The organism is Streptomyces diacarni (genome assembly GCF_003323715.1).
In the GTDB taxonomy this organism is placed as follows: domain Bacteria; phylum Actinomycetota; class Actinomycetes; order Streptomycetales; family Streptomycetaceae; genus Streptomyces; species Streptomyces diacarni.
In genome coordinates this window covers 87,993-108,245 of record NZ_QOIN01000024.1, presented here as the reverse complement: position 1 = coordinate 108,245, position 20,253 = coordinate 87,993, and the positions used below count along the sequence as shown (strand labels likewise).

Below are 20,253 nucleotides of genomic sequence, written 5' to 3'. Positions count from 1 at the left end.
GACCAGTCTCGCACGGCGGCCTTCGCGCACCGCACGGTCGTCTGTGTGGTACCGCGACCATACGACGCACCGCGCGAGCGCTCCGTGAGCCCGCTCACCGCCGTACGCTGAGCGCATGCCGAGCCCCGAGGAGCGCGCCTACCCGACCCACTGGGAAGCGGACATCGTCCTGCGTGACGGCGGTACGGCGCAGGTACGCCCGATCACCCCCGACGACGCGGAACGCCTGGTCAGCTTCTACGAGCAGGTCTCCGACGAGTCGAAGTACTACCGGTTCTTCGCCCCCTACCCGCGGCTGTCCGACCGGGACGTGCGCCGCTTCACGCACCACGACTACGTCGACCGGGTCGGCCTGGCAGTGACCATCCGCGGGGAGTTCATCGCGACCGTCCGCTACGACCGCATCGACCCGCACGGCCGCCCCGCGAGCGAACCCGCCGACGAGGCCGAGGTCGCCTTCCTGGTCCGCGACGACCAGCAGGGCAGGGGAGTGGCTTCCGCGCTCCTCGAACACATCGGGGCCGTCGCCAGGGAGCGCGGCATCCGCCGCTTCGCCGCCGAGGTACTGCCCGCCAACAACAAGATGATCAAGGTGTTCACGGACGCCGGATACTCCCAGAAGCGCAGCTTCGAGGACGGCTCCGTCCACCTCACCCTCGACCTGGAGCCCACCGAACGCTCCCTGGCCGTGATGCAGGCCCGCGAACAGCGCGCCGAGGCCCGCTCCGTCGCCCGGCTGCTGGCCCCCGGCGCGGTCGTCGTCATCGGTGCCAGCCGCAGCCCCGGCGGCGCCGGGCGCGCGGCCCTGGGCAGCCTGAGCGCGGGCGGCTTCACCGGGCGCCTGTACGCCGTCAACCACGCGCTCGACCCCGAAGGCCCTGCGGTAGTGGCCGGAGTGCCCGCCTACGGGTCCGTGCGGCACCTGCCCGAGCGCGTCGATCTGGCCGTCGTCGCCGTCCCCGCCGAGCAGCTCGAACACGTGGTCAGGGAGTGCGGCCAAGCGGCGCTCCAAGGGCTCGTCGTGCTCTCCGAGGGCGTCGGCCGCGACGAGCAGCGCGCCCTGGTGCGGCTCGCCCGCTCCTACGGCATGCGGCTCATCGGCCCCGGCGCGCTCGGCCTCATCAACACCTCGCCCGACGTGCGGCTGAACGCGACGCCCTCCATCCGGATGCCCGCGCGGGGCCGCATCGGCGTCTTCACCCAGTCGGGAGCCATCGGCATCGCCCTCCTCGACGGGCTCGACCGGCGCGGCATCGGCCCCTCCTCCTTCGTCTCCGCCGGGAACCGCGCCGACGTCTCCGGCAACGACCTGCTCCAGCACTGGGACGAGGATCCCGACACCGACGTCGCCTTGATGTACCTGGAGTCGATCGGCAACCCGCGCAAGTTCACCCGGCTCGCGCGGCGCACCGCGGCCCGCAAACCCCTCGTGGTCGTCAAGGGCGCCCGGCAGCGCGGCAGCGCGCCCCCGCCGGGACACGCCGCGCCGGCCTCCCGCACGCCCGACGCGACCGTCCAGGCCCTGCTGCGCCAGGCTGGTGTGCTGATGGTCGACAGCTTCACCGAGCTGATCGACACCGGAGTGCTCCTCGCCGACCAGCCGCCGCCCGCGGGCCCGCACGTCGGCATCGTCGGCAACACCGACGCGATGAGCCTACTGGCCTACGACGCCTGCCTCAACGACGGCCTCCGCCCCCGCCCCGTGGTGGCGCTGCCCGGCGGCGCGGGCCCCGGCGACTTCGGCCGGGCGCTGCGCGAGGCGCTCAGGGACGCGGCCACCGACGCGGTGCTGCTCACCCTCGTGCCCACCGTCCCCGCCGAGCTGCCCGGCCGCACCGGAACCCACCAGCCGGACACCCCGCCCGACGGCCACATCGAGGCCCTCGCCGACGCGCTGCGGGAGGCGGCGGACGCGGTCGCCGCGCACGAGGGCGCACCGCGCAAGCCCGTCGCCGTCGTACACCTGGCGATGGAAGGGCTGCAGAAAGCGCTCGCCGCCCGCGGCCTGCCCTCCTACCCGACACCCGAACGCGCGTCCCGCGCCCTGGCCGAGGCGGTGCGCCACTCCCGGTGGCGGGCCGAGTCGGGGGCGCCGGGCAAGGTGCCCGACCTCGACGCCGAGGAGTCCGCCGCCGCGCGGCTGCTCGACCGCGCGACGCCGCCGGCGCCCGACCGCGGGCGCGCCCTCACCGACGAGGAGACCTCCAGGCTGCTGCGCTGCTACGGGATCCACGTGCGGCCCGCGCTGGCCGCACCCGACGCCGACGCGGCTGCCCGGGCGGCCGACCGCCTCGGCTACCCGGTCGCCCTCAAGACCACGGCCCCGCACCTGCGGCACCGCGCCGACCTGGGAGGGGTCCGGCTGGACATCGCGGGGGAGGCCGGGCTGCGGCGCGCCTACGCGGAGCTGACCGACGTGCTGGGCGCCCCCGAGCAGCTGCGTCCTGTCGTCCAGGCGATGGCCCCGCGCGGCGTCGGCACCGTCATCCGGGGGACCCTCGATCCGGCCATCGGCGCCGTGCTCTCCTTCGGCCTGGCGGGCACCGCCTCCGACCTGCTGGAGGACACGGCGCACCGGCTGGTGCCGGTCACGGACAAGGAGGCCGCCGCTCTGGTGCGCGGCATCCGCTCGGCGCCGCTGCTGTTCGGCTGGCGCGGCGCCGAACCCTCGGACACGGCCGCGCTGGAGGAGGTGCTGCTGCGGGTCTCCCTGCTGATGGACGACCATCCCCAGGTGCTGGCCGTGGAACTCGATCCGGTGGTGGTCGCTCCGCGGGGCGTGACGGTGCTGGGCGCCGCGGTCCGCGTCGCCGACCCGGGGCTCCGTCCCGACCTGGGGGCGCGCAGGCTCCCGGCGTACTGACCGGCCCGGGGCGTGCGCGCGGGGGAACGGGCGGGTCTGCGCCGCCGTACGGCCCCGTAGGATGGCTGTCATGGCGAAGACCGGTACGACGACCCAGGGGCTGCGCGAGGCGATCGAGCGCAGCGGTTACTACCCGGCTCTCGTGGCCGAGGCCGTCGAGGCGGCGGTGGGCGGCGAGCCCGTGGCCTCCTATCTTGTGCATCAGGAGACCACGTTCGACTCGAACGAGGTGCGCCGTCACGTCACGGTGCTGGTGCTCACCCGCACCCGCTTCCTCGTCAGTCACACCGACGAGCAGGCAGCGGACGGCACCTCTCCGTCGCCCTACGCGACGACGTCGACCGAGTCCGTGAAGCTGGAGCGGATCTCCTCCGTCGTGCTCTCCCGCGTCGTGGCCAACCCCGAGTCCTACACCCCCGGCACCCTGCCCCGCGAGGTGGTGCTGACCATCGGCTGGGGCGCCGTCTCCCGTCTCGACATGGAGCCCGCCACCTGCGGCGACCCCAACTGCGAGGCGGACCACGGCTACACGGGCTCGGCCACGGCCGACGACCTGTCGCTGCGCGTCAGCGAGGCGGGAGACGGTCCCGACACCGTCCGCCAGACCCTCGCCTTCGCGCAGGCGCTGTCCGAGGCCACCGCCGGTACCCCGAGCACCCGGGTCGGACCCTCGCAGTGACACCCGAGAGCACCCCCCACACCTACCCCGCGGCACCGCACGACGCCGTGCCGACGGACGCACCGCTGGACCCGCGCACGGCCCCCGTGCCCCGCTACGGCGCCGGCTCCCTCGCCGACCTGCTGCCCTCCGTCGCGGCAGGGCTCGGCGTCCCCGGCATGAGCGCGGGACTGCCGCTGGAGCCCGCCGACCGCGCCTGCGTCTTCCTGGTGGACGGCATGGGCTGGGAGGCGCTCAGAGCGCACCCCGAGCAGGCCCCGTTCCTCACCTCCCTGCTGCCGGGCTCTGCGAACGGCACCGGTGCGCCGATCACCTCGGGTTTCCCCTCCACCACGGCGACCTCACTCGCCTCCGTGGGCACCGGACGCGTCCCCGGCGAGCACGGGCTGCCCGGCTACACGGCGCTCGACCCGGCCACGGGGCAGCTCATGAACCAGCTGCGCTGGCAGCCCTGGACCGACCCGCACCTGTGGCAGCCCTACCCGACCGTCTTCCAGCAGGCCGAGGCCGCCGGAGTGGCCGCCTGCCAGGTGACGGCCCCGCACTTCGAGCACACCCCGCTCACCAAGATCGCCCTGTCCGGCGGCACCTTCCTCGGCCGGCTGGCCGCCGAGGACCGCATGGACCTGGCCGCCGAACGCCTCGCCGCATCCGACCGCGCACTCGTCTACACCTACTACGCCGAACTGGACGGCAACGGACACCGCTACGGCATGGACTCCGACGCCTGGCGCGGCCAGCTCTCCCACGTGGACCGCCTCGCCAGGCGCCTCGCCGAGCAGCTGCCGCCCCGCTCGGCGCTCTACATCACCGCCGACCACGGCATGGTGGACATCCCGCAACGCCCCGAGGCGCGCCTCGACTTCGACGAGGACTGGGAGCTCGGCGCCGGCGTCGCCCAGCTGGGCGGCGAGGGCCGGATGCGCCACGTCTACGCCGTCCCCGGCGCGGCAGGCGACGTCCACGCGGTCTGGCGCGAAGTGCTCGCCGAGCAGGCGTGGGTGGCCACCAGGCAGGAGGCCGTCGAGCTGGGCTGGTTCGGCCCCGTGGTCGAGCCGCGCGTCAGCGGCAGGATCGGTGACGTGGTCGCGGCGATGCGTGACGACATCGCCATCGTCGCCACCCGCCGGGAGCCCAAGGAGTCCGAGCTGATCGGCATGCACGGCTCGGCGACCCCCGCCGAGCAGCTCGTCCCGCTCCTGGAGGTCCGCACCTGAGGGTGCGCCTCACATGGCCCGCGCGGCACCCGGCTGCGAGAATCCGCCCGCGAGAGCCCCCTGCCCGCCCAGAGCCTGCCCACAGCCGCCCTCCGCCCAGAGCGGCTGTCCGCCCAGACGAAAGGCCGTACCCCATGCCAGAGCTGGTGTTCTTCTCCGGAACGATGGACTGCGGGAAGAGCACGCTCGCCCTCCAGATAGAGCACAACCGCTCGGCGCGCGGGCTGGGCGGCATGATCTTCACCCGGGACGACCGTGCCGGCGAGGGCAAGCTCTCCTCCCGCCTCGGCCTGGTCGCCGAGGCCGTCGAGGTGGCCGAGGACCTCAACTTCCAGCAGCACGTGGTCAGGCACCTGACCGCGGGCGGACGCACCGACTACGTGATCGTCGACGAGGCCCAGTTCCTGGCGCCCGAGCAGGTCGAACAGCTCGCCCGCGTGGTCGACGAACTGGGCATCGACGTCTACGCCTTCGGCATCGCCACCGACTTCCGCACCCGCCTCTTCCCCGGCTCCCAGCGGCTGATGGAGCTCGCCGACCGGCTCGAGACGCTCCAGGTGGAGGCGTTGTGCTGGTGCGGGGCGCGCGCCACGCACAACGCGCGTACGGTCGACGGCCGCATGGTGGTCGAGGGGGCCCAGGTCGTCGTCGGCGACGTGGGCGAACTCCGCCGAGAGGTCGGCTACGAGGTGCTGTGCCGGCGCCACCACCGCAGACGGCTGACGGCGGTCTCGGCGGGGGCCGGGGCGCTCTCGCCCGATGTGCTGCCCGTGGACGAGGCCGCGCCGCCACCGGCACCGCCACCACGGCGCTGAGCAGGCCCCCGCCGCCGGGGCTCAGCCCTCCATCGCCACGGGCCTGATGACGCTGAAGTGCGCGCCCTCCGGGTCCGCGAGCGTCACCAGCCGCCCGTACGGGGAGTCGTCGGGACCGCGCACCACCCGTCCACCCAGCTCGCCCGCGTGCCGCGCCACCGCGTCCGGGTCCTCGACCGCGAAGTACGTGCGCCAGTGCGGCCCCCGGTCACGGGGCAGCGCGTCCCCCACCCCGTGGATCCCGGCCACCGGCTGCCCGTCCGCGTAGAGCGTCAGATAGTCGAAGCCGGGTGCCTCGACGGCCTTCGCCTCGTAACCGAACACCGCCTGGTAGAACTTCACGACCGGGCTCGTCTCCCGGGTGACCAGCTCGAACCAGACGGGTGCCCCCAACATGCCCAGCGGGGCCGTCCCCAGGCCCGGGTAGTGGGCGTCCCGCCACACACCGAAGGGAGCGCCGAGGGGGTCGGAGGCGATGGCCATCCGCCCGGCCGTCTCCGCGTCCAGCGGCCCCACCGCCACCGTCCCGCCGTACGAACGCACGGCGGCCGCCGTCTCGTCGGCGTCGGTGCTCGCCAGATACGGCAGCCACGCGACCGGCACCTGCCGCCCGTCCGCCTTCTTCCCCAGCCCCGCCACCTCGTGGCCACCCGCGACCGCGCGCACGTACGGGCCGAGCTGCTGGGGCCCCGTGCGGAACTCCCAGCCGAACAAACCCTGGTAGAACTCCTTGCCGACGTCCAGCCCGTCCACCATGAGGCTCGCCCACGCGGGCGCCCCAGGGGTGTGACGTAGCCGAGCCGCTGCCTCGGTCATCTGCTTCGCTCCTTGACCATCATCGATGCGGTCGTACGGGTGGAAGTGCTGCCCCGGCGTCCTTGCCGCGGCTTCGTGACTACTCGCTCAGTGCAGATGCTGTCACCACCTGTCGCGCCGCGCTCCCCGGCCGCGCCGCTTTTCTCCGCTTCAGGGCGAGAATCCCCGATCCGTGTGCCGTCCCGGAACCCACCGGGCCGCGGGGCACCCGGTGCGCGAAGATGGCGCCATGACAGCCATCATCTCCGCAGCCACGCTCGCGAGCGATCTCGCCGCCGGGTCGGCACCCGTGCTGCTCGACGTGCGGTACAAGCCGGGCGACCCCCCGGGACTGCCGCTTTACCACAAGGGCCACCTTCCCGGCGCCGTCTACATCGACCTGGAGAGCGAGCTGGCCGCCAAGCCCGCCGCGGGCACCGGACGCCATCCGCTGCCCTCCCTCGACGCCTTCGGCGCCGCCATGCGCCGTGCGGGCGTCAGCGGCGGCCGTCCCGTCGTGGTCTACGACGCCGGGGGCCTGGGCGGCGGCTGGGCGGCGGCGCGCTGCTGGTGGCTGCTGCGCTGGGCCGGGCACCCGGACGTCCGCGTCCTGGACGGCGGCCTCGCCGCCTGGGAGGCCGCGGGAAACCCGCTGAGCACCGGTACGCCCGACCCGGAGCCCGGCGACTTCACGCCCTCGCCCGGCGGCATGCCCACGCTGGACGCCGACGAGGCGGCGGCGCTGGCCCGCCACGGGATCCTCATGGACGCCCGCGCCGCGGAGCGCTACCGCGGCGAGGTCGAGCCCCTGGACCCGGTCGCGGGGCACATCCCGGGCGCCGTCTCGGCCCCCACCACGGAGAACCTCACCGACGCCGGCACCTTCCGCTCCCCGCACGCCCTCACGGAGCGTTTCGAGGCCTTGGGCGCCACGCCCGGAGCCGAGGTCGGTGTCTACTGCGGCTCCGGTGTCTCCGCCGCCCAGGAGGTCCTCGCCCTCCACCTCGCCGGGATCGACGCGGCCCTCTACGTCGGCTCCTGGAGCGAGTGGACGGCGGAGTCCCGCAGGCCGGTGGCGACGGGCCCCGAGCGCGGCTGAGGCGGTCGGGCCGTCGGCGCCCGGACCCCGGACGGCACCCGCCCATCTGAGCGCGGCGCGCGGTAGGGGCGCGGGGGCACTGGACGACCGGGTCCTGTGCCCCCGCGCCGGGAAACGCACCGGGAAGTGCGGGCGAGGGCCGCGGCGACGAGGGGAGGCGGCGCTACTCCTTCTTGCGGCGCGTACCGAAGACGATCTCGTCCCAGCTGGGCACGGCGGCCCGGCGCCCCGGCCGGACGCCGTCCGCTTCCGCCTGCCGGTCGGTGGTGCCCTTGAGCCGGTCGCGGTGGGCGCCCACAGAGCGCGGCATCAGCACGTCAGCGTAGGCGGACCCGGCACTGGCCGCGGGAGCGGGCGGTTCGACCACCTCGGGCTCCTCGGCCTGCTCGCTCTCCGTCTCCTCTTCCGCGTCCGGGACCGCCGAGGCGGCGGACGCCGCCGCGTCCTCGTACCCGGGGGACTGCTCGGGCACGACCAGGTCCCCCCGGAAGCTGGGCACCGCCTCCAGCAGGCTGGTCAGCGAGTCCGGGCCGCCGACGGCCTCGTCCGTGCCGGGCGGCTGGTCGTCCTCGTCGCCGGGCGCGGGGGAGAGGGAGGCGGGCTCCAGCTCGGGCCGTCCGAACCTGTCGGTGCGCTCGGCGCGCTCCGCACGGTCGGTCCGCTCCCTGGGCAGCCTGGCGATGCGCGGCACGAACGGGAAGCTGGGCTCCGGTGTGTCGTCCGTCTCGCCGATCAGCGCCCGCGCCTCGTCGTCGGCAGCCTGGACGAGGCGGCGCGGCGGGTCGTAGGTCCAGGTCGCGGCGTGGGGCTGGCCGGCGACGCGGTAGGCGAGCAGGACCTCCCAGGTGCCGTCGTCGCGTCGCCAGGAGTCCCAGTGGACGGACTCCTTGTCGGCGCCGCGCAGCAGCAGGCGCTCGCTGACGGCCTCGCCGAGCTGGGGCCCCGCGTTCTCGCCGGGGCGGCGCACGGGTGTCTTGCGGGCGCGCTCGGCCATGAACGCGCGCTCGGCGAGCACGGGGCCCTCGAACCGGCGTACGCGGTCGACGGGGATGCCCGCGAGGGAGGCGACCTCCTCAGCGGAGGCACCGGCTCGTATACGCGCCTGGATGTCGCGGGGCCGCAGATGGCTCTCGACCTCGATCTCGATCTGGCCGAGCCGCGCGCGGTCGTTTCTGACGGCGGCTCTCAGCCGCTCGTCGATCGGAAGCGTGTATTCCGTGCTGTCGGCAGCTTTGAGCACCAGTCGTGTGCCGTCGTTGCTGACGGCCACGACACGCAGTTCGGGCATGGGAACCTCCCGGGTGGTGCCTGCCGACGTCACGTGCGTCGCTGCTCCCGCTAGACGAGTGTGGCCTGCCCGGGTGCAGCCTGCCACAACCTTGCCGACTTCCTCGGGGTCCGAGGCAGTGTTCAGATCGCTGTTCGATCCTACGGAACCACCCGGAACCGCCGCTACGGCACGGTTACCTCCTCACAACGCACGGTGGCCGAGGTGGTCACCGTGTGCATTCGGCGCCGGGTCAGAACCGAGACCAGGGCTCGTCACACTACTCCATTAGTGCCATCCGGGTGGACCGCCGCGCCACCGAAGTTGCTCGCGAGTAAGGGAGTTGACGCCCAAAGAATCCATTTGGCCTGGATACGGGGGTGGGAAGCGTCACAGAACCACCCGAAGTGGAACCTATGGCCTCTCCTGAAAGTCCCCTATTCGTGCACAGTGGTTGGAGTGTGCGATCAAGGGCGGTAAATGGACAAGAAGGATAACCACCCCATAACCGGCTACCGGGATCATGGACGTATTCCGGAACAGCCTGCTCCTGAACGGGAAGAGGGCAAGGGTGACAGCAAGTTCAATCTGAGCCTGGCGCAGGTGCTGGGCAGCGCCGTCGCCGCGGTCGTCGCCGCGTTCGCGGCGGGCCAGCTGGGCGTCTACGGCACCTTCCTGGGCGCCGGGGTGATGAGCCTCGTCGCCACCAGCGGCGGCCCGATCTTCCAGCACTTCTTCAGCAGGACCGGCAAGCAGATCAAGGACGTCACGGTCCCGCCGAAGGCGCGCCAGGTGCCCGTACGGGACCCGGCGCCCGACTGGAAGGACGACGAGGGCCACCACACCGCTCAGGCCGCCCACAACGCGGAGGCGCTCCAGGAGACCGGGGCGACCCGGCTGCTTCCGGCCGCGCCGCGCGAGAGCGGGACCGCAGCTGGCTCGGCCGGCACGGCCGGCGCCTGGCGCGGCGCCGACGATGCCACGCACGCCCTCAGCGTCGATCAGGTCACGCGCGCCCTGCGGACCGGCAGGCCGGTCGAGGATGGCGAGCGGCTCGACGAGGCGACGCGCGCACTGCGTCGCCAGGACGGTGCCGATGCCGCGGACGCGACCCGGGCACTGCCCCGCCAGGGCGGTTCCGGGCACACGGCCAGGGCACTGCCGCGCCAGGACGGTTCCGAGGACCCGACCGGGGCACTGCCGGGCGACGACGCGACGCGGGTGCTGGGCACCGTCGGGCGGCCGTCCCGCGCCGCCGGCCCCGACGGGCCGCCGGGGAACGGGGAGTTCACCGACGCGACGACCCACGGCACCAAGTGGCGCGGCTGGCGGCGCACGCTGATGCCCGCCGTGGTGGTGTTCGTGATCGCGATCGGCGGCATCACGCTGTACGAGGCGATCTCGGGGCACTCGATCTCCGGCGGCGACGGCACCTCCATCAGCGACGTCTTCCGGCCCGGCCACGGCTCCTCCGGCGACAGCGGTCCGGACGCGCCGCCCGCCACCCCGGAGCCCGGCCAGTCGGAGAACGGCGAGAGCCCGACGCCGACGCCCGAGGACTCCCAGCCCGCCACCGACCCCGGTGACCGTGGGGACGAGCACAGCGAAGCGCCCGGCTCCCAGGACACCGACAACTCGACGCCGGCCCCCGACCCGTCCGAGCCCCGCCCGGGCGAGACGGACGGCTCCGGAAGCGGCGACGGTGACACCGAGACCACGCCAGGGGACCCCGGTGGCTCGGACAGCCAGGACGGCGGTGAAGGCGGTGCGGACACCGGCAACGGCGCGGACGGCTCCGGCCGGCTGCCCCAGGGCACACAGCGGGATCTCGGCGGCCAGGGCTGAACCGGAGCCGAGGCTCCGGGGGCGGCCCAGGACGCCCCCCCCGGGGAACGGGCCGGGCCCCTCGGCTGGAGGGGCCCGGCCCGTTCGCTCGTCAACGGCCGTGCGCGCTCGGCGCTCACGGCCCGGTCCTCACTCGCCCAGTACCCGCCGCAGGTAGGGGTTGGCGAAGACGCGGTCCGGGTCGAGCCGGTCGCGCAGCGCGGTGAACTCGGTGAACCTCGGGTACACGCCCGCGAGGTACGCGGCGTCCCTGCTGTGCAGCTTTCCCCAGTGCGGACGCCCCGCGTGCGCGGTCATGATGCGCTCGACGGCGCTGAAGTAGGCCTCGTGGGGCGTGCCCCGGTACATGTGCACCGCCACGTACGCCGTGTCGCGCCCGCCCGCGGTCGACAGCGGGATGTCGTCCGCGGGCGCCGTGCGCACTTCGACGGGGAAGCTCACCCGGAAGTCGGACCGTTCCACCAGGGACTTGAGCTCCCGCAGCGCGCCGGTGAGCGCGGCCCGCGGGACGGCGTACTCCATCTCCACGAACCGCACCCGGCGCGGGCTGGTGAAGACCCTGTAGGGGATGTCGGTGTACGTACGGGCCGACAGTGCGCGGCTGGAGACGCGGGCGATGCCGGGCACGGTGGCGGGCACCGCCCTGCCGAGCGCGCAGACGGCCTGGAAGACGCCGTTGGAGAGCAGTTCGTCGTCGACCCAGCCGCGCATCCGCGGGAGGGGAGCCGCGGGGCCCGTGCTGCGGTTGTTGCGCTTGGTGTTGCAGCTGTCGGTGTGGGGGAACCAGTAGAACTCGAAGTGCTCGTTCTCGGCCACCAGCTGGTCGAACTCGGTGATCACCCGGTCGAACGGCATCGGTTCCTCGCGCGCCGTGAGCAGGAACTCCGGCTCCACCCCGAAGGTCACCTCGCTGATCACCCCCAGCGCCCCCAGGCCCACGCGGGCGGCGTCGAAGAGCGCGCGCTCCTCCCCGCTCCCCTCCGCCGAGCAGCGCGTGACCGAGCCGTCCGCCAGCACCAGCTCCAGTTCCCTGATCTGGGCCGCCACCGAGGCCGAGTCGCGCCCCGTGCCGTGGGTTCCGGTGCTGACGGCCCCGGAGACGGTCTGCTCCATGATGTCGCCCATGTTCGTCAGCGACAGGCCCCGCGCGGCCAGCGCCGCGTTCAGCGCTTTGAGGGGGGTGCCCGCCGCGACGGTGACCGTGCCCGCCTCCCGGTCGATCCGCCGTATCCCGGCCAGCCGTTCGGGGCGTATCAGCACCCCGTCCGTGGCGGCGGCGGCCGTGAACGAGTGACCTGTACCGGCCGCCTTGACCCGCAGGCCGTCGGCCGCGGCCCGGCGCACCACCTCCGCAAGGGCCTCCGTCGACGAGGGAGAGACCGTCCGCTGGGGAGAGGCGGTCACGTTGCCCGCCCAGTTCCGCCAGGTGACCGCTCGGCTGTCCGCTGACCGCACGCTCGTCACTGCCCGTCCCCTCTCGCCGCGGCACCGGCCGGCGGTGGCCGGGTCACGCGCCCCGGCCGCCCCACAAGTTGGAGTGGGATCATACTCACGGCTCTCGTGTGCCGTCCGGGGCGCCGGAGGCCGCGCCCGCGGGCGCACCTCGTTGTTGGGCGGACGGGGGGACGTCCGCGTCGCGGACGGGAGGGCGCCCGCCCGCTCAGCGGGCAGGGTGGCAGGATCGAGACATGTCCGACGCGCTGCCCACCGCACCACCCGCCCCCGAGCGGGACGCCTCCCCGGCCCCTTACGACGCACTTCTGCTGCTCTCCTTCGGCGGTCCCGAAGGGGTCGACGACGTCGTTCCGTTCCTGGAGAACGTCACCCGGGGGCGCGGCATCCCCCGCGAGCGCCTCGAAGAGGTGGGCCGGCACTACTACCTCTTCGACGGGGTCAGCCCGATCAACGCGCAGAACCGCGCACTGCTCGAGGCGCTCCGCGAGGACTTCGCCGGGCACGGCCTCGACCTGCCCGTCTACTGGGGCAACCGGAACTGGGCGCCGTACCTGACCGACGCGCTGCGTCAGATCGTCCGGGACGGGCACCGGCGCGTCCTGACGCTGGCGACCAGTGCCTACGCCTCCTACTCGGGGTGCCGCCAGTACCGCGAGAACCTCGCCGAGTCGCTGGCCGCCCTGCGTGCCGAGGGCCTGGAGGTGCCCCGCGTGGACAAGCTGCGGCACTACTTCAACCACCCCGGCTTCGTCGAGCCCGTGGTCGACGGGGTGGTGGCCGCGCTCGCCGAGCTCCCCGAGGACGTCCGCTCCGGCGCCCACCTGGCCTTTTGTACCCACTCCATCCCCACAGCCGCTGCCGACACCTCGGGCCCGGTCGAGGTCCACGGTGACGGGGGCGCCTACGTGGCGGAGCACCTGGACGTCGCCGCCGTGATCACCGAGGCCGTGCGGGAGCGCACCGGCAGGGCACATCCCCACAGCCTCGTCTACCAGTCGCGCAGCGGCCCGCCGTCCGTGCCGTGGCTGGAGCCCGACATCTGCGACCACCTCGAAGAGCTGCACGGCCAGGGCGTACCCGCCGCCGTGATGGTGCCCATCGGCTTCGTCTCGGACCACATGGAGGTCCTCTACGACCTGGACACCGAGGCCATGGCCAAGGCGGCGGAGCTGGGCCTGCCGGCCCGCCGCTCGCCCACCGTCGGCGCGGACCCGCGCTTCGCCGCGGCAGTCCGCGATCTGGTGCTGGAACGGGCCGCGACCGAGCGCGGCCAGGCTCCCGTGCGGTGCGCGCTGGGCGCGCTCGGACCGAGCCACGACCTGTGCCCCGTCGGCTGCTGCCCGGCGCGCACGCCCAAGCCCGCGGCGGCCGGCGCCGACGCGCCCGCGTTCTGAGCCGCCCTGCGCCCACCCTGCCGCCCGCACGGACCACCCCAGACCGCACTCACGTACGACAGGAGCGGAAGAACACGTGACTGAGACGCCGCAGTCCGCCCCCGAGGCCGCCGACGACGCGCTGAAGGCCGAGCTGCTCGCCCTCGCCAGGGAGGCCGCCGAGCGCGCGGGGACCCTCCTGCGGGACGGACGCCCCGCCGACCTGGGAGTGGCCGCGACCAAGACGAGCCCCATCGACGTGGTCACCGAGATGGACCTGGCCTCCGAGAAGCTGATCACCGGATACCTGTCCGAGCACCGGCCCCAGGACGGCTTCCTCGGCGAGGAGGGCGCCTCCAGCGCGGGCACCTCCGGGGTCCGCTGGGTGATCGACCCGGTGGACGGCACCGTCAACTATCTCTACGGGCGGCCCGACTGGTCCGTCTCCATCGCCGCCGAGTACCGCGGCGAGCGGGTCGTGGGCGTCGTGGCGGCCCCCGTACGCGGTGAGACCTGGCACGCCGTGCTGGGGGAGGGCGCCTTCCTGGACGGCCGTCCGGTGCGCTGCCGTCCCTCCCCGCCGCTGGACCAGGCCCTGATCGGCACCGGCTTCGGCTACATCGCCGAGCGGCGCGCCGCCCAGGCGGCGGTGGTCAGGGAACTGGTACCGCAGGTGCGCGACATCCGGCGCGGCGGCTCGGCCGCCATCGACCTGTGCGACGTGGCCACGGGCCGGCTGGACGGCTACTACGAGCGCGGCCTCAACCCCTGGGACCTGGCAGCAGGCGACCTCATCGCGCGGGAGGCGGGCGCCCTGACGGGCGGCCGTCCCGGCCGGCCGGCCGACGGCGAGCTGACCCTCGCCGCCTCTCCGGGCGTCTTCGACATCCTGCAACCCCTGCTGGAGCGTCTGGGCGCCTGGCACGACTGAGGCCCGGTCCCGGTACACGAAAGGTGCGGCCCCCGGGGGGGGGCCGCACCCTGTGCTGTGGGGCGTGTGGGTCGTCAGGCGACCTGCACGCCGTGTTCGGCGGCGAGTCGGTGGAGATCTTCCAGCTCCGACTGCTCGACGTCCACGAGGAAGTCGTCGCCCGATTCACGTGCGCGGTGCAGGTCGGACTCCGTGGTCCTTATGCGCTGCAGGATGCCTGCGGTGAACGCGTCCATGATGTGCCCCCTCGTCGCGGGTCGGTGGCACGGGTGTGCCGAGGGTTTGTGGTGCCGGGCCCGGTCACGGCGTGGTCCCCGGGCTGCGTCAGCGGCGGCTTGTGGCACGCTGCGCACGGGGCGTGATCGCGGGTGGTGCTCACGTCCTCCCCAACGAAAACCTCAGAGAAACCTCAACCGGGGCGAAAAAAATCGCACGGACCCTCCGCCCGGCCCCGCGCCCGGCCGTGTGCCCGGCTCCCCGGTCCGCTCCCGTCCCGCCCCTCGGGGCGCTCCCCACCTCGCCTCTTACCGCCGGTTTACCGGCATCCGAGGCAGGATGGGAGCCATCATCGCCCCGCTCCGTCCGGGGACCCCCCCGCTCCACCACAGGGAAGGAAAAGCGCTGTGCGCGTACTCGTCGTCGAGGACGAGCAGCTGCTCGCCGATGCCGTGGCGACGGGCCTCCGCAGGGAGGCCATGGCCGTCGATGTGGTCTACGACGGCGCCGCGGCGCAGGAGCGCATCGACATCAACGACTACGACGTCGTCGTCCTCGACCGCGACCTGCCGCTGGTCCACGGTGACGACGTCTGCCGCCGCATCGTGGAGCTGGGGCTGCCCACCCGGGTGCTGATGCTCACCGCGTCCGGCGACGTCAGTGACCGTGTGGAGGGTCTGGAGCTGGGCGCGGACGACTATCTTCCCAAGCCGTTCGCGTTCTCCGAGCTGACGGCCCGCGTCCGGGCGCTGGGGCGGCGTACGACGACGGCGCTGCCGCCCGTTCTGGAGCGGTCCGGGATCAAGCTCGATCCCGGGCGGCGCGAGGTGTCACGGGACGGCGAGGAGGTGCAGCTGGCGCCCAAGGAGTTCGCGGTGCTGGAGGTGCTGATGCGCGCGGAGGGAACCGTCGTCTCAGCCGAACAGTTGCTCGAAAAGGCGTGGGACGAGAACACCGACCCGTTCACCAACGTGGTGCGGGTGACGGTGATGACACTGCGCCGCAAACTCGGCGAACCGCCGGTGATCGTCACCGTGCCCGGCGCGGGGTACCGGATCTGATCGTCGATGGCTACCTCCCCCACCCCGACGGGTTCCGACTGGGGCGGCGGCTCCTCCGCGCCCCGCACGCCGCCCAAACCGAACTGGGACCCGCGCGAGACGCCCCGCCCGTCGCCCTGGCTGCGGCCGACCATCCGGATACGGCTCACCCTGCTGTACGGCGGCATGTTCCTGATCGCCGGCATGCTGCTGCTGGCGATCATCTACCTGCTGGCGGCGCAGGCGATGGACAACCTCAGCGAGCTGCCCTTCCGCATCCTCAGCGGGAAGACCCAGCCCACCTCCGACCGGTGCCCGGGGCTGACCGGGACGCTGCCCAGCGACGCCTTCATGGACCGTCTCTCCGCCTGCCTGGACGCCCAGCGCAGGATCGCCCTGGACGGGCTGCTGCGGCGTTCCCTGCTGGCTCTGCTGGGCCTTGCGGTGGCCGCCTTCGCCTTCGGTTACGTGATGGCGGGGCGGGTGCTCTCGCCGCTGGGCCGCATCACGCGTACGGCCCGCCAGGTGGCGGGTTCCGACCTGCACAAGCGGATCGAGCTGGAGGGCCCGGACGACGAGCTCAAGGAGCTGGCCGACACCTTCGACGAGATGTTGGACCGGCTCAACCGTGCTTTCACGGCGCAGCAGCGGTTCGTGGCCAACGCCTCGCACGAGCTGCGCACCCCGCTGGCGATCAACCGCACCCTCCTGGAGGTGCAGCTCGCCGACCCGGAGGGGTCTCCGGAGCTCCAGCAGCTCGCCAAGACGCTGCTGGCCACCAACGAGCGCAGCGAGCAGCTGGTGGAGGGCCTGCTGCTGCTCGCACGGAGTGAGAACGAGCTGGTGGACCGGAAACCCGTGGATCTCGCGGAGGTCGCCTCGCAGGCCGTGGAGCAGGCCCGCGGGGAGGCGGACACCAAGGGTGTGGAGTTGCGCGGGGTGCGTCAGCCCACATATGTGCAGGGCAACGGGGTACTGCTGGAGCGGGTCGCCCTGAACCTGGTGCAGAATGCCGTGCGCTACAACCTGCGTGACGGTGGATGGGTCTCGGTCGGTACGGAGGCCCAGCCGGGGTGGGCGGTCCTGGTGGTCGAGAACACCGGTCCCGTCGTCCCGGCCTATGAGGTGGACAACCTCTTCGAGCCGTTCCGGCGTCTGCGTACGGAGCGGACGGGCAGCGACAAGGGGGTCGGGCTCGGGCTGTCGATCGTGCGTTCGGTTGCGCGAGCACACGGTGGCACGGTTTCGGCCGTGCCGCGCGAGGAGGGCGGTCTGGTCATGCGGGTGACGCTGCCGCTGTGAGGCTCACGGAGAGCTGTGAGGCTGTCACGAAGAGAGGACCGTGGGGGTGACGTGCGTGACGGATCGGGACTGAGAGTGGCCCAGGCCGGGTTCGCCGTTCGCGGAATCCGGCGGCTTCCGCTCCGCTTGCGGAGGCGCTGTGATCGATCACACACGCGAATTTCCAGGGGTGTGCACACTGTGTCCTCCAGGCGGGAAGAAATCCGGGAAAGTCCAGGTTTCCGCAGGTGGAGATCGTGGGCAGTACCCGGGATGGCGTGTGCGGAGCGCTACCGGGGACCGTTTATGGTCCTCCTCGACAGCTGACGTGATCACCTCTTCAGGGGTGCGGTTGGGTGTCGATTGAGTAACAGACCTTGATGTGAGGCAAAATCTCCGCCTCGGGCCGGGCACAAGTCCGGCCTCTCACGCGTTACGTGCGCTGGAGACACCAAAGACACCCAGAGGGGGAGAGCGAAATGGCAACGGATTACGACACTCCACGCAAGACCGACGACGATGTCAACGAAGACAGCATCGAGGAGCTGAAGGCCCGGCGGAACGACAAGTCCGCGACCAATGTCGACGTGGACGAGTTCGAGCAGGCCGAGGGTCTCGAGCTGCCCGGAGCGGACCTCTCCAACGAGGAGCTGTCCGTCCGCGTGCTGCCGCGCCAGGCCGACGAGTTCACGTGCATGGAGTGCTTCCTCGTGCACCACCGCTCGCAGCTCGCGGCGGAGAAGAACGGCCAGCCGATCTGCCGCGACTGCGCGGCCTGAGCGGGCGGACTGCTGCTCGTGGCGGTCGACGACGCACGTGACGACGAGCGGGGCCCTCATGACCGGTCGGCCTCGCTCGTGCCGTACGGGGACGGCACGGCGGACGGCGCAGCGCTGTCCGAGAGCAACGAGCACGACAAGCGGTCGCGGCGCGCGCGGGGGCGCCGTACACGCGCCTTCCTGCGCGTCGTCGCGGACCGCATCATCGAGACCGCGCCGCGTGTGCCGGTGCGGAATCTGGACACCCTGCGCGCACAGTTTCCCGGTCTGGGCACCGAGGAGCTGGCCGACAAGCTGGTCGCCGGAGCCACCAAGAGCTCGGCCACCGTCGGTGCCGGTGTCGGTGCTGCGGCCATGATGCCCGTACCGCCGGCCATGCCCGCCGAGCTGGCTGCCGAGATCGCCGGTGTCGCCGGTGTCGAGCTCAAGCTCATCGCCGAGCTGCACGAGGTCTACGGGCGGCGCGCCCCAGGCGGCACGCGCGAGCGGGCGATGGCGTATCTGAGCGCCTGGACAGGCGAGCGCGGCATCGACCTGGCCAGACCCTCCACCGTGAACGCGGCCATGGGCGGGCAGCTCCGCCGCCGGCTGCGGCAGCAGATCATGAAGCGCACGCTGCGCAACCTGCCGAACCTGACCCCGTTCCTGATCGGTGCGGCCGTCGGCGCCTACCTGAACCGACAGGACACCGCGAAGCTCGCCGCCCGCGTCCGCGCGGACCTGCGCCGCGGTCCCGCTGCCTGACTCCGCCGGGCGGAACCCGACGGCCTGTGCGGCTCCCCGAACGGCTCCGTGGGCCCTCTGAGCGTGCTCTCAGGGCCGCGCGGTCTCCCGGGCGGCACGCAGCGACGCGGCCAGCTCCCGAGGGTGACGCGTGGAGACGTACACGTACGGTGTCGGATCCTCCGGGTCGGTGACCTCGATCCGTACCGCCGTGGGCACGTAACCCCGCAGCACCATGTGCGCGCGGGTGTCCGCCTTGTACGTGCGCCAGGCGCGGGCCTCCTCCTCGTCGAGCGGCTCGGCCTCGCCCAGCGCGGTGACCGGGATCTTCGCCTCGCCCGCCACCAGGGACCCCGCCACCACCCGCACCCGTACGCCGCCGTACGCGCTCACGCACACGGCGGCCAGGGCGGCACCGCCCACCAGCCCGCACAGCAGCGGCAGCACGCCGAAGGGGAAGAGCATCAGGGCGCAGCCCACGCCGACTCCGGCGGCGATCAGCCACCAGGAACGGGGAGCGGTCAGGCGTTCGTCGTAGGGCGCGGGGGCGGGAGGCATGTCTCCAGCTTGGCACGGCGTCCCGGCGGCCCCCGCACGGCGGTAGGGTCTGCACCCGTGAGTGCAGTCAATCCCCCCGGTTCACCGAAGACCTCGCTGGTGCCCCCGCCCGACGCCGTGGCACCGGTCCGTCATGCCGAAGCCCCCGCCCCGGGCACCGTGCTGGGCGCCCATTACGACATGTGCTTCGGCTGCGGCGCTGGTCAGCCGCACGGCCTGCATCTGGAGGCCCGCGCCGGGGAAGGCGTGAGCGTCACCGCAGAGTTCACCGTCAAGCCCGCGCACCAGGGCGCTCCAGGCCTCGCCCACGGCGGGGTGCTGACGAGCGCGCTGGACGAGACGCTCGGCTCGCTGAACTGGCTGATGCACGTGATCGCCGTGACGGGACGGCTGGAGACCGACTTCCTGCTGCCCGTCCCGGTCGACACCGTGCTGCACCTCGACGCGCGGGTCACCGCGGTGCACGGGCGCAAGATCTACTGCGGCGCGACCGGCCGGATAGGCGGCCCCGACGGGCCGGTGGCCGTACGCGCCGACGCCGTCTTCATCGAGGTGAAGGTCGAGCACTTCATCGACAACGGCCGCAGCGAGGAGATCCAGGCGGCCATGGACGACCCCGACCAGGTCAGGCGCGCCCGCGCCTTCGAGGTGAACCCGTGACAGACGAAGATCTCCTGCGGGACGAGGCGCCCGGGGCCGACGGCCTGCCGGGCGCTGACGAGGTACCCGGGGCTGTCGGCGGCGTACGGCGGCCTCTCGAGGTGCTGCTCCGGCGTACGGACCCCGACGTGCCCCTGCCCTCCTACCAGCACCCCGGCGACGCCGGGTGCGATCTGGTGACCACCGAGGCCGCCGAGTTGGCGCCGGGGGAGCGGACCGTGCTGCCGACGGGCGTCTCCCTCGCTCTCCCGGACGGCTACGCCGCCTTCGTCCACCCGCGGTCCGGTCTCGCGGCCCGCTGCGGCGTCGCGTTGGTGAATGCACCGGGAACGGTGGATGCCGGGTACCGTGGGGAGATCAAGGTGATCGTGGCCAATCTGGATCCGCGCGAGTCCGTGCGGTTCGAGCGGTTCGACCGTATCGCCCAACTCGTTGTCCAGCAGGTGGAGAAGGTGCGTTTCCGCGAGGTCGACCAGTTGCCCGGCTCAGCGCGCGCCGCGGGCGGGTTCGGCTCGACGGGCGGCCACGCGGCCCGTCCCGCCGGGCGGGCCGCCGCCGCGCCCGAGGAACCCCGCGACACCCCGCAGACAGCCGCACAGCAGAAGGATTACGTTGCGGTCGGTGCTGATCGAGCTTCCGACCTGAGAGGACAGTGAC

Annotated in this window: 19 protein-coding genes; 14 read left to right on the top strand and 5 right to left on the bottom strand. The window is 73.2% G+C overall.

The features are described 5' to 3' along the window. Positions 1–115: 115 nt before the first annotated feature. The 4 genes from DTL70_RS01610 (at position 116) to DTL70_RS01595 (ending at position 5,574) form a co-directional block, all read left to right on the top strand. A complete protein-coding gene (locus DTL70_RS01610) occupies positions 116–2,863 on the top strand; it encodes a bifunctional acetate--CoA ligase family protein/GNAT family N-acetyltransferase (RefSeq protein WP_114020005.1) in 2,748 nt (915 codons plus the stop codon). Between the two features lie 70 nt (positions 2,864–2,933). Continuing rightward, positions 2,934–3,542, top strand: a complete 609-nt coding sequence (locus DTL70_RS01605; protein ID WP_114020004.1) for a DUF5998 family protein — start codon at positions 2,934–2,936, stop codon at positions 3,540–3,542. Beyond that, on the top strand, positions 3,539–4,759 hold the full coding sequence (locus DTL70_RS01600; RefSeq protein ID WP_425470296.1) for an alkaline phosphatase family protein: 1,221 nt from the start codon (positions 3,539–3,541) through the stop codon (positions 4,757–4,759). The genes DTL70_RS01605 and DTL70_RS01600 overlap by 4 nt, the downstream gene beginning before the upstream one ends. Positions 4,760–4,893: 134 nt before the next feature. Then, positions 4,894–5,574: a thymidine kinase gene (locus tag DTL70_RS01595; RefSeq protein WP_114020003.1), complete on the top strand. Its 681-nt coding sequence runs from the start codon at positions 4,894–4,896 to the stop codon at positions 5,572–5,574. 21 nt (positions 5,575–5,595) lie between these two features. On the opposite strand, the gene DTL70_RS01590 is transcribed toward DTL70_RS01595, so the two are convergent. Further along, complete coding sequence (locus DTL70_RS01590) at positions 5,596–6,390, bottom strand: VOC family protein (protein WP_114020002.1); 795 nt, start codon at positions 6,388–6,390, stop codon at positions 5,596–5,598. 229 nt (positions 6,391–6,619) lie between these two features. Between DTL70_RS01590 and DTL70_RS01585 the strand changes: the two genes are divergently transcribed. Then, the gene (locus tag DTL70_RS01585; RefSeq protein WP_114020001.1) at positions 6,620–7,468 is read left to right on the top strand and encodes a sulfurtransferase; all 849 of its coding nucleotides are present in this window, start codon (positions 6,620–6,622) and stop codon (positions 7,466–7,468) included. A gap of 163 nt (positions 7,469–7,631) precedes the next feature. Here the strand turns inward: DTL70_RS01585 and sepH are convergent, their stop codons facing one another. Then, positions 7,632–8,756, bottom strand: coding sequence for a septation protein SepH (gene sepH / locus DTL70_RS01580; RefSeq protein WP_114020000.1), 1,125 nt, complete (start codon positions 8,754–8,756; stop codon positions 7,632–7,634). Between the two features lie 459 nt (positions 8,757–9,215). Here sepH and DTL70_RS01575 point away from each other — a divergent pair, with 459 nt between their 5' ends. Continuing rightward, on the top strand, positions 9,216–10,580 hold the full coding sequence (locus tag DTL70_RS01575) for a hypothetical protein (protein WP_114019999.1): 1,365 nt from the start codon (positions 9,216–9,218) through the stop codon (positions 10,578–10,580). A gap of 129 nt (positions 10,581–10,709) precedes the next feature. Here DTL70_RS01575 and DTL70_RS01570 read toward each other — a convergent pair whose 3' ends face one another. Beyond that, on the bottom strand, positions 10,710–12,035 hold the full coding sequence (locus tag DTL70_RS01570) for a D-arabinono-1,4-lactone oxidase (protein WP_181860734.1): 1,326 nt from the start codon (positions 12,033–12,035) through the stop codon (positions 10,710–10,712). A 233-nt stretch (positions 12,036–12,268) separates the two neighbouring features. On the opposite strand from DTL70_RS01570, the gene DTL70_RS01565 reads away from it, so the two are divergent. After that, positions 12,269–13,429 carry a ferrochelatase gene (locus tag DTL70_RS01565; RefSeq protein WP_114019997.1) on the top strand — a complete coding sequence of 387 codons (1,161 nt, stop codon included), beginning with the start codon at positions 12,269–12,271 and terminating at the stop codon, positions 13,427–13,429. Between the two features lie 76 nt (positions 13,430–13,505). Further along, positions 13,506–14,339 (top strand): inositol monophosphatase family protein, encoded by an 834-nt coding sequence (locus tag DTL70_RS01560; protein ID WP_114019996.1) that lies wholly within the window; start codon positions 13,506–13,508, stop codon positions 14,337–14,339. A 74-nt stretch (positions 14,340–14,413) separates the two neighbouring features. Here DTL70_RS01560 and DTL70_RS33375 read toward each other — a convergent pair whose 3' ends face one another. Beyond that, positions 14,414–14,575 carry a hypothetical protein gene (locus DTL70_RS33375; protein ID WP_181856676.1) on the bottom strand — a complete coding sequence of 54 codons (162 nt, stop codon included), beginning with the start codon at positions 14,573–14,575 and terminating at the stop codon, positions 14,414–14,416. Between the two features lie 387 nt (positions 14,576–14,962). Here DTL70_RS33375 and DTL70_RS01555 point away from each other — a divergent pair, with 387 nt between their 5' ends. The 4 genes from DTL70_RS01555 to DTL70_RS01540 all read left to right on the top strand — a co-directional run bounded on the left by DTL70_RS01555 (position 14,963) and on the right by DTL70_RS01540 (position 18,399). After that, on the top strand, positions 14,963–15,616 hold the full coding sequence (locus DTL70_RS01555; RefSeq protein ID WP_114019995.1) for a response regulator transcription factor: 654 nt from the start codon (positions 14,963–14,965) through the stop codon (positions 15,614–15,616). A 6-nt stretch (positions 15,617–15,622) separates the two neighbouring features. Beyond that, complete coding sequence (locus DTL70_RS01550) at positions 15,623–16,897, top strand: sensor histidine kinase (RefSeq protein ID WP_114019994.1); 1,275 nt, start codon at positions 15,623–15,625, stop codon at positions 16,895–16,897. Positions 16,898–17,355: 458 nt separating this feature from the next. Further along, entirely contained in the window at positions 17,356–17,655 is a 300-nt protein-coding gene (locus DTL70_RS01545; RefSeq protein WP_114019403.1) for a DUF4193 domain-containing protein, read from the top strand. Between the two features lie 18 nt (positions 17,656–17,673). Next, complete coding sequence (locus DTL70_RS01540; protein ID WP_114019993.1) at positions 17,674–18,399, top strand: hypothetical protein; 726 nt, start codon at positions 17,674–17,676, stop codon at positions 18,397–18,399. Between the two features lie 69 nt (positions 18,400–18,468). Here DTL70_RS01540 and DTL70_RS01535 read toward each other — a convergent pair whose 3' ends face one another. Beyond that, complete coding sequence (locus tag DTL70_RS01535) at positions 18,469–18,936, bottom strand: DUF3093 domain-containing protein (RefSeq protein ID WP_114019992.1); 468 nt, start codon at positions 18,934–18,936, stop codon at positions 18,469–18,471. Between the two features lie 57 nt (positions 18,937–18,993). Here DTL70_RS01535 and DTL70_RS01530 point away from each other — a divergent pair, with 57 nt between their 5' ends. Together DTL70_RS01530 and dut are read left to right on the top strand one after the other, a co-directional pair. Then, positions 18,994–19,596 (top strand): PaaI family thioesterase, encoded by a 603-nt coding sequence (locus tag DTL70_RS01530; RefSeq protein ID WP_114019991.1) that lies wholly within the window; start codon positions 18,994–18,996, stop codon positions 19,594–19,596. Between the two features lie 44 nt (positions 19,597–19,640). Continuing rightward, positions 19,641–20,252, top strand: a complete 612-nt coding sequence (dut, locus tag DTL70_RS01525; RefSeq protein ID WP_114020035.1) for a dUTP diphosphatase — start codon at positions 19,641–19,643, stop codon at positions 20,250–20,252. Position 20,253: the final 1 nt, after the last annotated feature.

What these genes read in the sequence shown, in the direction of transcription:
- DTL70_RS33375 (WP_181856676.1), bottom strand. Translation starts at nt 14,575, where the DNA reads ATGGACGCGTTCACCGCAGGCATCCTGCAGCGCATAAGGACCACGGAG.
- DTL70_RS01575 (WP_114019999.1), top strand. Translation starts at nt 9,216, where the DNA reads ATGGACAAGAAGGATAACCACCCCATAACCGGCTACCGGGATCATGGA.
- DTL70_RS01545 (WP_114019403.1), top strand. Translation starts at nt 17,356, where the DNA reads ATGGCAACGGATTACGACACTCCACGCAAGACCGACGACGATGTCAAC.
- DTL70_RS01585 (WP_114020001.1), top strand. Translation starts at nt 6,620, where the DNA reads ATGACAGCCATCATCTCCGCAGCCACGCTCGCGAGCGATCTCGCCGCC.
- sepH (WP_114020000.1), bottom strand. Translation starts at nt 8,756, where the DNA reads ATGCCCGAACTGCGTGTCGTGGCCGTCAGCAACGACGGCACACGACTG.
- DTL70_RS01550 (WP_114019994.1), top strand. Translation starts at nt 15,623, where the DNA reads ATGGCTACCTCCCCCACCCCGACGGGTTCCGACTGGGGCGGCGGCTCC.
- DTL70_RS01590 (WP_114020002.1), bottom strand. Translation starts at nt 6,390, where the DNA reads ATGACCGAGGCAGCGGCTCGGCTACGTCACACCCCTGGGGCGCCCGCG.
- DTL70_RS01610 (WP_114020005.1), top strand. Translation starts at nt 116, where the DNA reads ATGCCGAGCCCCGAGGAGCGCGCCTACCCGACCCACTGGGAAGCGGAC.
- DTL70_RS01595 (WP_114020003.1), top strand. Translation starts at nt 4,894, where the DNA reads ATGCCAGAGCTGGTGTTCTTCTCCGGAACGATGGACTGCGGGAAGAGC.
- DTL70_RS01565 (WP_114019997.1), top strand. Translation starts at nt 12,269, where the DNA reads ATGTCCGACGCGCTGCCCACCGCACCACCCGCCCCCGAGCGGGACGCC.
- DTL70_RS01605 (WP_114020004.1), top strand. Translation starts at nt 2,934, where the DNA reads ATGGCGAAGACCGGTACGACGACCCAGGGGCTGCGCGAGGCGATCGAG.
- DTL70_RS01535 (WP_114019992.1), bottom strand. Translation starts at nt 18,936, where the DNA reads ATGCCTCCCGCCCCCGCGCCCTACGACGAACGCCTGACCGCTCCCCGT.